General features: G+C 50.0%; 9 protein-coding genes. 2 read left to right on the plus strand and 7 right to left on the minus strand.

The features are described from left to right. From Q0140_RS02935 to Q0140_RS02965, 7 genes are all read right to left on the minus strand, one after another. A partial coding sequence (locus Q0140_RS02935; RefSeq protein ID WP_297961658.1) for a hypothetical protein occupies positions 1 to 409 on the minus strand: 409 nt, incomplete at its 3' end. Positions 410 to 497: 88 nt separating this feature from the next. Continuing rightward, positions 498 to 974, minus strand: a complete 477-nt coding sequence (locus Q0140_RS02940) for a hypothetical protein (protein WP_297961661.1) — start codon at positions 972 to 974, stop codon at positions 498 to 500. 7 nt (positions 975 to 981) lie between these two features. After that, positions 982 to 1,467, minus strand: coding sequence for a hypothetical protein (locus tag Q0140_RS02945; RefSeq protein WP_297961664.1), 486 nt, complete (start codon positions 1,465 to 1,467; stop codon positions 982 to 984). Then, positions 1,454 to 2,122 carry an SDR family oxidoreductase gene (locus Q0140_RS02950; protein ID WP_297961667.1) on the minus strand — a complete coding sequence of 223 codons (669 nt, stop codon included), beginning with the start codon at positions 2,120 to 2,122 and terminating at the stop codon, positions 1,454 to 1,456. Before Q0140_RS02950 ends, Q0140_RS02945 begins: the two co-directional genes overlap by 14 nt. Positions 2,123 to 2,472: 350 nt before the next feature. Further along, the gene (locus Q0140_RS02955) at positions 2,473 to 3,747 is read right to left on the minus strand and encodes a spore photoproduct lyase family protein (protein ID WP_297961670.1); all 1,275 of its coding nucleotides are present in this window, start codon (positions 3,745 to 3,747) and stop codon (positions 2,473 to 2,475) included. 73 nt (positions 3,748 to 3,820) lie between these two features. Beyond that, positions 3,821 to 4,300: a hypothetical protein gene (locus tag Q0140_RS02960; protein WP_297961673.1), complete on the minus strand. Its 480-nt coding sequence runs from the start codon at positions 4,298 to 4,300 to the stop codon at positions 3,821 to 3,823. A 103-nt stretch (positions 4,301 to 4,403) separates the two neighbouring features. Next, on the minus strand, positions 4,404 to 5,561 hold the full coding sequence (locus tag Q0140_RS02965; RefSeq protein ID WP_297961676.1) for a hypothetical protein: 1,158 nt from the start codon (positions 5,559 to 5,561) through the stop codon (positions 4,404 to 4,406). A gap of 74 nt (positions 5,562 to 5,635) precedes the next feature. Here Q0140_RS02965 and uvrA point away from each other — a divergent pair, with 74 nt between their 5' ends. Both uvrA and Q0140_RS02975 read left to right on the plus strand, forming a co-directional pair. Then, a complete protein-coding gene (gene uvrA, locus Q0140_RS02970) occupies positions 5,636 to 8,482 on the plus strand; it encodes an excinuclease ABC subunit UvrA (protein WP_297961679.1) in 2,847 nt (948 codons plus the stop codon). A gap of 22 nt (positions 8,483 to 8,504) precedes the next feature. Then, on the plus strand, positions 8,505 to 9,590 hold the full coding sequence (locus tag Q0140_RS02975; protein ID WP_297961682.1) for a hypothetical protein: 1,086 nt from the start codon (positions 8,505 to 8,507) through the stop codon (positions 9,588 to 9,590). The last annotated feature ends 202 nt before the right edge of the window (positions 9,591 to 9,792 follow it).

Genomic DNA, 9,792 nt, shown 5'->3' on the forward strand with positions numbered 1-9,792 from the left:
AATTTCTCTCGCCATCTATCGCGTTCGTATCGTCTCCCGCTAAATTACCGCCGCCACTCGTCGTGTTTGCTTCGTTATCTTTAAAACTTGGAGCTTCGCAACGATCTACACCTAAGCGCTCGAAATAATATCTCTCTCGCTCACCTAAGTTTTCCACTCCCCTTTCGCATACACGCTTGATATACGCCTTGCTAGGGTATCTAAGCCGATTGAGCGCCAATTCACTACCCGCGTCTGCGCGCTTTATCAGCTTAGCGATGCAGGCATCATCCTCTTCACTATTTGCGATATAATCCCATATGCCACAGTATCTATCACCGCTCAGCGCCGTAATCAAAAAATAAACCCAAAGCAGGATTATGGCGATCGATATGCTTCCTTTTACTTCTAAAGATCTCTTTTTTACCATGTTTTTCCTTGAGTAATAAATTTTAACTCATTTTTTCACAAATTTGACCAACGACATAAAATTTACAATATTGTCCTCAAGGCTAATCTTATCGCTCAGCATTTTGTTCTTCCGTAGAATTTCCTTCGCGCTTCGTTTTGTCCGCCTTGTTGCCCGTAGTATCGGATTCGCCGTTGTTTGCTTCGGCGCGCGTTAAATTACCGCCGCTGCTCGTCGTGTTTGCTTCGCCGTCTTTTGATTTGGGCGTTTTAAAGCCCCAAATCTCGCATCGATCCCCGCTAAAGCCTTGGAAATAATATCTCTCGCGTTCGCTCAAGTTTTCTACCCCCTTTTCGCATGTGCGCTTGATATATGCCTTACTAGGGTATCTAAGCCGACTGAGCGCCAATTCACTACCCGCGTCCGCTCGCTTTATCAGCTTAGCAATGCAAGCATCATCCTCTTCGCCCTTATTTAAAAAAGATTCCCAAATGTTACAATACGCACCACTGTTGTTTATATATAGGGCGCACAGAATAACAACTCCTACGATTAACAAAAAAATTTGACTTTTACTAGCTTTCAATTTCGCTTTATCGCCCGGCATCTAATCCTCCCGTAGAATTTATATCGCGTTTGATCACGCCTGTTGCATTGTGGATTGTATCCATACCTTTGCGCGTTAAATTTCCCTCGCCGTTCGTTGCGTTCGCTTCGCCGCTCGTCGTACCTGCCTCGCCGCCTTGTGACTTGGGCGTTTTAAAGCCCCAAGCTTCGCAGCGATTTTGGATGTAGAGCTCAAAATAATATCTTTCGCGCTCACCCAAGCTTTCCACTTCCTTTTTGCATGTGCGCTTGATATACGCCTCGTGCGGATATCTTAGCCGATTTGCCGCATATATATTACCCGCGTCCGCTCGCTTTATCAGCTTGGCGATGCAAGCGTCATCTTCCTCATCATGCCTGCCTGAAAAAAATTCTCTCGCGCTACAATACCCGCCGCTACCGCTTATAAACGCGGCATAAATGATAAGAAGCGCCACAGCTAGCACAAAAACATGACTTTTACCGATTTTCAAGCTCGCCTCCTTCGCGATTAAATTTTGATTTTTTCCGCAGATTTACGATCTGCGGGCGGATCGTAAACTCGCTCACGTTGGACTTCGTGCGCAGAATTTGTAGCACAAAATTTGCAATCTCCCACGCATCCACGAAGCTTGCTTCATCATCTGCAGGCTCGAAACTCAAATCCTCGTAAAATGGCGTTTTGGTGATGTCAGGGTTGATGCAGCTTACTCTGATCTGCTTGCGCGCCTCCTCGAAAAGACAGAGCAGAAACGCCCGCAGCCCCGCCTTGCTCGCGCTATAAACCGCGCTAAAGCGGCTCGCTCGCAGCGCCTCGATCGAGCTAATGCCGATGATATGGGCGCGGTTGCGCTTTAAATTCGGCAAAAGCGCGCGCGCGATGATGATGTTTGCGGCAAGATTTACGTTTAAAATTTTTAAAATTTCACTCTCGCTCATCGCCTCAAGCGGCGCAAATTTCGCCGTGCCCGCGCACAAAATCAGCGCGTCAATCTCACACGCCGCAGTCAGCGCGCGGCACTCCTTCGCTAGCGCGTCCGTATCCTCAAAGCGCGAGCTTAGCGTTAAAATTTCATAGCCGTTTTGTCGCAAAAGCTCCGCAACCGCGCTGCCGATACCGCCGCTTGCGCCCGTGATCAATGCTTTCATCTTTTCTCCTTTAAATTTTTATGCCGCTTCGACGCGTTAAGCTTAGCGCGCCGAGTAAATTTTACTGCGCTAAATTTTCTTTGTTCATTGTGCTCGCCGCTAAATTTACGCGGATTATTTAAACCGCGCCGCGACTTTGTCGGGTAAAATTTTAAATTTAGCCCGCGGACGTTTTGCTGTGCGAGCGTTTTGTAAAATTTCATCGCCGCTCGCTGTGCCCGCCCCGCACGATTTATAAAGCCGGGTGTGGCGCTAAATTTTAACCGCTCGCTCGCTGCAAATTTCGCGCTGTATCCTCGGCACCGCATGCGAGCCGGTATAGACCGCGACGTCTGCGGTAAACAGCGCGTCTAGCGCTGCCGTATCTTTGCGAAATACGCCGCCTTCATCGCCTCCTCAAACGCGTCGTTGCTTTCGTACTCGTGCCCCAAAACCTCGCGCCACAGGCTCGCATCCTCCATGCAGAGGTAGAAAAACACCCGCTCGCGCCACGGCGAAAGCGCGTTCGCGGCAAATTTAAAAAGCTCGCGCTTGATCTGCAGCGGATAAGACAGCTTGCCGTTCGCGTCCGCAAGGGGCATCTGCAAAATTTTGCTCCGCAGCCCGCGCGAGCGCAGCTTTTTGACGACGGGCTTGATGAAGGTAAGCGTGCCGAGCGAAACCATTGCAACATCGTTTGGATCGAAGCGGCGCAGCAGCCGCTCAAAAAGCGCGCCGTAATCGCTTTGCCACCCTTCATACCAAACCATCGGGTGGAGGTGAAAGCCCACCAAAATGCCGCGCGCCGCGAGCGCTTCGGCTGCCGCCAGCCGCGCATCCAGGCTCGCGCTTAGATGCTCCTCGTTCGCTATGATCGCGGGGGTATTGAGCGAGAAAGTGACGATGAGGTTGCGCGGGATCTCGCGCTGCAGGAAAAAACGGATATTGTTCGACTTACTTTTAAGCTCCAAAATCACGTTTTCATGCCGCGCCGCAAAATCGCATAATGCGCTTAAAATGCCGAAGCGATCGCCCCACATGAGCGAGTCGGAGCTCTGACCCGTGCCGATGTGGTAGCTGCGCGCGGGATCGAGCCGCAGGCGCGCTAAATTTGCCGCGAAATTCTCGTCAAAGCCGATTTTCCCGTGCTTGTAAAAGGAGCCGATCGCGCAATAGGAGCAGTCAAAGCCGCACGAATTGACTGCATCAAGCGTCAGCAGATTGCAGCAGCGCGTGTTTTCGCTCGCCACCGGACAGCGCCCCAAAGCGATGCGATCTGCGCGAAAAGATGAAATTTCAAATTTTTTCGGCGCGTAATCGCTTGTGAAGCCCGCGTACGAGTGCGGGCGCGACTTAAGCTCTAGCCAGGCTTCGCGCACGAAATTAAAAATTTGCTCGCCGCTTGGAACTTTCCCTGCTTTATTAAATTTGGCTTTATTAAAATTTAGCCCGCACTGCCCGTCCGCAAGCAGCTCATAAACGGGGGTCTCGTCCCACGCCTCAAAATCGCTCGCAAACTCCGCTAGCTGCTTTTTTTGCTGAAATGAAAAGTGAAATTTCTCAAATAGCGCGCCCAAAAACGCGCTTGATCGCTCGCCCAGATTCACGCCAAACTGCGCTCCTAGCTCCTTTTTTGCCTCCGTCATCTTGCTCCGCTTCGTTTAAATTTTGCAAATTATACTTAAATTTCGCGCGCCGTCACTGAAAATCGTCGAAATTTCAGATCGCGCCGCAGAATAGTCGCTCGAAATAGAAGGCGTAAGCTAGCGTAATAGCGACGTTTAGGATCAAAATTCCGCCGAGTATGAGCTTTTGCGGGATTTTTTTGACGCCCGTTCGGTAGTAATACGGCAGGGTGCAGAAAAACGCGGGCAGCACGAGCAGAACGATGCCTAGCGGTATGCCCGCACCGCCCACGCCTATCTCCGCACTGCGCACGAACTGCGCCATGGCGGGAAATTTATGAACGGCGAATATGGCCGCTGCAAAAAGTAGCTGCACGCAGACGCAGTAAAATAGGTAACGCGCGCCTATTAGGGTATCTTTTAGCCATAGCCCGATACAGAAAAATACTAGCAAAAGAGCTAAAAAGACCAACAAGGGCGGATCCGCGAACATATCCGCCACGGCATACGCGCAAGCCGCGACGCACGCGCATGCCAAGAGGGCGAAATACAGATAAGAGCCTTTTATTTTCATCGTTTCTCCTGCGCCTCCGCAATACCTTTGAATTCCGCGACATATTCGGCATATGAAGCCGAAATTTATCTCTCGACTCGGTTTTTTGCGCACGCATCCATAGTTAAATTTTGTCCTTTATCGCGGCGCGGATTTGCGGCAGGCGCGCCTTTACTAGCTCGTAGACGAAGCTTTTGCTAAGTCGCTCGCCGCGCAGATGATCGCTTACGATCTTCATCATCGCCCGCGGCACGCCCGCTCGCTCGCAAGTGCTCACGAAAAGCGCGCTCTCCATATCGTAAAGCCTGATACCGTGATTTGCGCACCCGCAGGTAACATCTTTTGCCGTGCACGGCGTATTTAGTGTTGCTCGTGCTGCGGTATTCGTCGCAGCGCAGCGCCCACCTACCGCGATTTGTGAGGGTTTTACGCTCGCTAAATTTTGCGCCTCGACCTGCGTCGCGCTTTGTGCCGCAGTCTGAGACGCGCCTCGCGTGAAATTTTTTGTATTTGCTGCACCGCTCATCCCTTGCGTTGGGGCTTGTGCGTTTGTATCGCCGCACGCCTCGATTTCTGCGATACTTGCCTCATCGGTCCGCTCTGCTGAGTTTAAAATTTTAGGCTCGCTTACGCAGATTAAATTTGCCCGCAGCTTGCCGTCCAAACTCGCGCCGCAAAATTCCCGCTCGCAAACGTTTTGAAATTTTAGAGCCTGCTCGTTGTGTTCCCCAACCTGCGAGCCGTAAAGCTCCGATCTGCTCTCGCCGCAAAATTCCCGCGCTGCCGTGCCGTCAAAATAAAATGCCTCGCCGATTTGCACATTTGTATCCTCGCAGCCGCAGACGCCTATGTTTAGTGCAAAGTCCACGCGCAGCGAAAGTAAAATTTCACCGAAGCGCTCTGAATTCCGTGCGGAATCAAAATTTAAAATTTCAAAATTTTCAGTCATATTTCGCGCAGAGCCGGTCTCTGCGCCGCCGCAGCGCGCGCCCGCGTCCAAACGATGCTCAAATTTTGGATCCGCGCCGCGTTGGTTCTCGCGAAGCTCGCGTCCGAATTCCGCGTCTGTATCGGCACGGCGAATAAATTCCGCGCCGGATTCGCTCTTAAATTCTATTTCTATGTCGCCTGCAGCGCCCGCTTTAAATTTAGCCCCAAACCTCACGCCGCAGATATATAAAAGCATCTGCTCGCCTGCGAACAGATCGCCGCCGCGCGTAAGTTTAAAACTCTCGATTATCGCTTGGGCTTCGCAGCGCAAAGCCGTGCAGATTAGTATCATCGCCGCCCCTTCCAAAAGCGCAATTTTAACAATTTGAGCTATAATGTAAGATTAATTTGCACAAAAGGGCGAAAATGAACGATCTCATCACCATCACGGGCGCGCGTGAACACAATCTGAAAAATATAAATTTGCAAATTCCAAAGGACAAACTCGTCGTTTTTACAGGTCTTAGCGGCAGCGGCAAGAGTACGCTGGCGTTTGATACGCTATATGCCGAGGGGCAGCGCAGATACGTCGAGAGCCTAAGCAGCTACGCGAGGCAGTTTTTAGACCGCGTAGGCAAGCCCGACGTCGATAAGATCGACGGTCTGACGCCTGCGATCGCGATCGATCAAAAAACGACGTCGAAAAACCCGCGCTCGACGGTGGGCACGATTACCGAAATTTATGACTATCTGCGCCTCTTATATGCGCGCGTGGGGGTGCAGCACTGCCACAAATGCGGCAAACCGATCTCAAAGATGAGCTCCAGCGACATCATCGCCGAGATTATGAAGCTGCCGCGCGGCGCGAAGGTGATCTTGGGCGCGCCCTTGGTGCGCGAGAAAAAGGGCAGCTTCGCCGATATGTTGCAAAGCTTGCGCGAGCAGGGCTATGTGCGCGCTCAGATCGACGGCGTGCTGGTGCGGCTGGACGAGGAGATCGAGCTGAGCAAGACGAAAAAGCACTCGATCAAGGTCATCATCGACCGCACGATCATCGATGAGGAAAATTCCATCCGTATTGCAAGCGACGTCGAAAAGGCGCTCAAGCTCAGCTTCGGCGAGCTTGAGGTGGAGATCGCAAACGCCGCCGAGCTGGGGCTCGCGCAGAGCCTGATCCACTACAGCGAGCATATGGCGTGCTTTGATTGTAAAATTTCATTCAAGCCGCTCGAGCCGCTCGCGTTTAGCTTCAACTCTCCAAAGGGCGCGTGCGAGAGCTGCGACGGGCTAGGGATAAAATTTAGTCTTGATCTGGGCAAGATCATCAACGAAAACGCCTCGATCGAGGGCGGCGCGATCAAGGTGATGTCGGGCTTTAACAAAAGCTATTATTATAAATTTCTACTCGGATTTTGCGAAGCAAACGGCATAAACGTCAAAATCCCGTATGCAAATTTAAGTGAGGAGCAAAAAAAGCTGATCCTCTACGGCAGCGTCAAAGAGATCGATTTTTACTGGAAAAAGCATAAGCTCGTGCGAAAATTTGAGGGCGCGATCAAGTACGCCTACGATCTGCTCAAAAACGAAAGCGATCTGGACGATTATATGAGCGAAAAAATTTGCCCCGACTGCGGCGGACTGCGCCTGCACCCCGAAAGCCTCGCCGTAAAGGTCGCAGATAAGGGCATCGGCGACGTGATAAATATGAGTATCGCAGACTGCGTGGAGTTTTTCAGCGACGAGAAGCGGTTTTCAAATTTAAGCGAAAAGGACGCGCAGATCGCAGCGCCGATCCTAAAAGAGATTAACGAGAGGCTGTTTTTCTTAAAGGACGTGGGACTTGGATACCTCACGCTGGGGCGCGATGCGCGCACCATTAGCGGCGGCGAGGCGCAGCGTATCCGTATCGCAAGCCAGATCGGCTCTGGTCTTAGCGGCGTGATGTACGTGCTAGATGAGCCTAGCATCGGGCTTCACGAGCGTGATACGCAAAAGCTCATCAAGACGCTACGAAGCTTACAAGAAAAGGGAAATTCCGTAATCGTCGTCGAGCACGATAAAAAGACGATCGAGGCGGCGGACTTCGTCGTAGATATCGGCCCGGGGGCGGGCAATCTAGGCGGCGAGGTCGTATTTGCTGGGGATGTGGCGCATCTGCTTAAAAGTAATACGCAAACCGCGCTGTATCTGAATAACCAAAAGGAGATAAACTACCAAAAGCACCGCAAGCAGGAGCTTTGGCTAAGTATCAAAAACGTAAATATCAATAATATCCACGGCCTTTGCGCGAAATTTCCGCTGCGAAATTTAGTCGGCATCACGGGCGTTAGCGGCAGCGGCAAGAGCTCCTTGGTGCTACAAACCATACTGCCTACCGCGCTTGAGGAGCTAAATCGCGCTAGAAAGGTGCACGCGGTAAAGGACGCTAAAATTTCGGGGCTTGAGAGCCTGGATAAAGTGATCTATCTGGATCAAACCCCGATCGGACGCACCCCGCGCAGCAATCCCGCGACCTACACGGGGGTGATGGACGAGATCCGCGCGCTTTTTGCCGCGACGAAGGAAGCGCAGCTGCGCGGATACAAGATCGGCCGCTTCAGCTTCAACGTCAAAGGCGGGCGCTGCGAAAAATGCGCGGGCGAGGGCGAGATCACGATCGAGATGCACTTCCTCCCCGATATCAGCGTCGTCTGCGACGTCTGCCACGGCACGAGATACAATGCGCAGACGCTTGAAATTTTATACAAAAACAAAAGCATAGCCGACGTTTTGGCGATGAGTATCGACGAGGCGCTCGAGTTTTTCAAAGCCGTGCCTAAAATTTATCAAAAGCTAAAGACGCTCGCGGACGTCGGGCTCGGCTACGTTTCGCTAGGCCAGCCCGCCACGACGCTTAGCGGCGGCGAGGCACAGCGCGTCAAGCTCGCCAAGGAGCTAAGTCGCACCGACACGGGTAACACGCTATATATCCTGGACGAGCCCACGACGGGGCTGCATTTTGCAGACGTAGATCGCCTGGTAGCGGTGTTGCATCATTTGGTCGATCTGGGAAATTCCGTCTTTGTGATCGAGCACAATTTGGACGTCATCAAAAACTGCGATTACATCATCGATATGGGGCCCGAAGGCGGCGAGGGCGGCGGACAGATCGTTGCTTGTGGCACCCCAGAAAAGCTTGCGAAGGATTTTAAAAAGACGGGTAGCTACACGGGGGAATTTTTGGCACAGGAGCTAGCGGCGATGAAGAGCGCGAGGAAAAATAAACGGGGCTAAAACGCCTTATCAGGGGGCAAGAATGGATCAAAGTAGGTTTGAGGAATTAAAAAAGCTACTACAAAAGCGACATCAAGAGCCGAAGCGGGGCTTGAAACAAAATTCTAACGGCGAAAATTCTGGAACATCGAATTTTGGAGTCTCGAATTTCAAAGCTCAAAATTCCGAAATCTCGAATTCCGAAGTCTCAAATTTTGAAGCTTCTAATTCTGAATTCCTGAATTTTGAACCTCCGAATTCCGAAATCTTGAATTCTGAACCTCTGAATTTCGAATCTCTGAATTCTAAAGCTCCGAATTCCGCTACTGACGCTTTAAATTTAGAAGCCGAAGCGGATCAGAATTCTGCCTATGAAAACAACGCAGAGCCGCAAAATTTTATCTTGGATGATAGCGACTCTTTGCAGCAAAATTCCAAAGCCAGAGATTACGACAAAAATCCGCTAATCATCAAAGATCATACTTATTATGACTATATGAAATACTCTATAGTTCCTACTATGGTAGGCTTGTTAGTAGCGCTTACATTTGCCACTATCGTAAATTCCATAAACATTAAAATGTTTCGCCTCCTTCCTTTGGTCTTGGTAATATTCGTAACAAATTTTATGAATAGAGACGGCGTATACTTCGTGTTTTATAACGATAAAATTTTATATTACAATAAAAATAAGATTCGTAAAACGTTCGAGATAAATACAATCGGCGCTATGGCTTTAAGCTTTGACTGGAGATGGAGCTGGAAGCAAAAAATACCTATTTATATAAAGGTCTTTCTTGTTCTTTGGTTTTTGCTCGGCTGCTATACGACGGGAGAGCCGATCAATGGCGTGGCGATAATTTTTACTTTTTGCTTTTCCATTTTAACTACCAAAGCCTATATGCATCTGCTTAGCGGTAGCCTCGGCTTTTTCGGTCTTCACGATCAGCTTGTGCTTTATAAGGAAAACGCTGAGGTCGAGATACTAAATATCTTGATGGCGAATAAAGAGGAGTATCTGCAGCTGAGAGATTATTTTATGCAAACGATGCAAAAAGATATAAACAATCTTCAGCGCACGATGTCGATCTTTAATGAAAAGATAGAATTTAGAAAGTTTAAATTTTAAAAAGCGTATGTTATGGAGCAAATTGAAAAGGCAAGGAAAATTTTAGCCATTGCGGTTAGATAATAGAATTTCACCCAACAAATTCCATCCCGCGATACGGCGGAATGGAATTTTAAAATTTAAATTTAAAAGCACTAGCCGTTATATCCTAAGCGGCGCATATTTGCGCACGCGTCCTTGTAGCCGTAATAGCACGAGATGC

This window comes from uncultured Campylobacter sp. (assembly GCF_938045405.1).
Classification (GTDB): domain Bacteria; phylum Campylobacterota; class Campylobacteria; order Campylobacterales; family Campylobacteraceae; genus Campylobacter_B.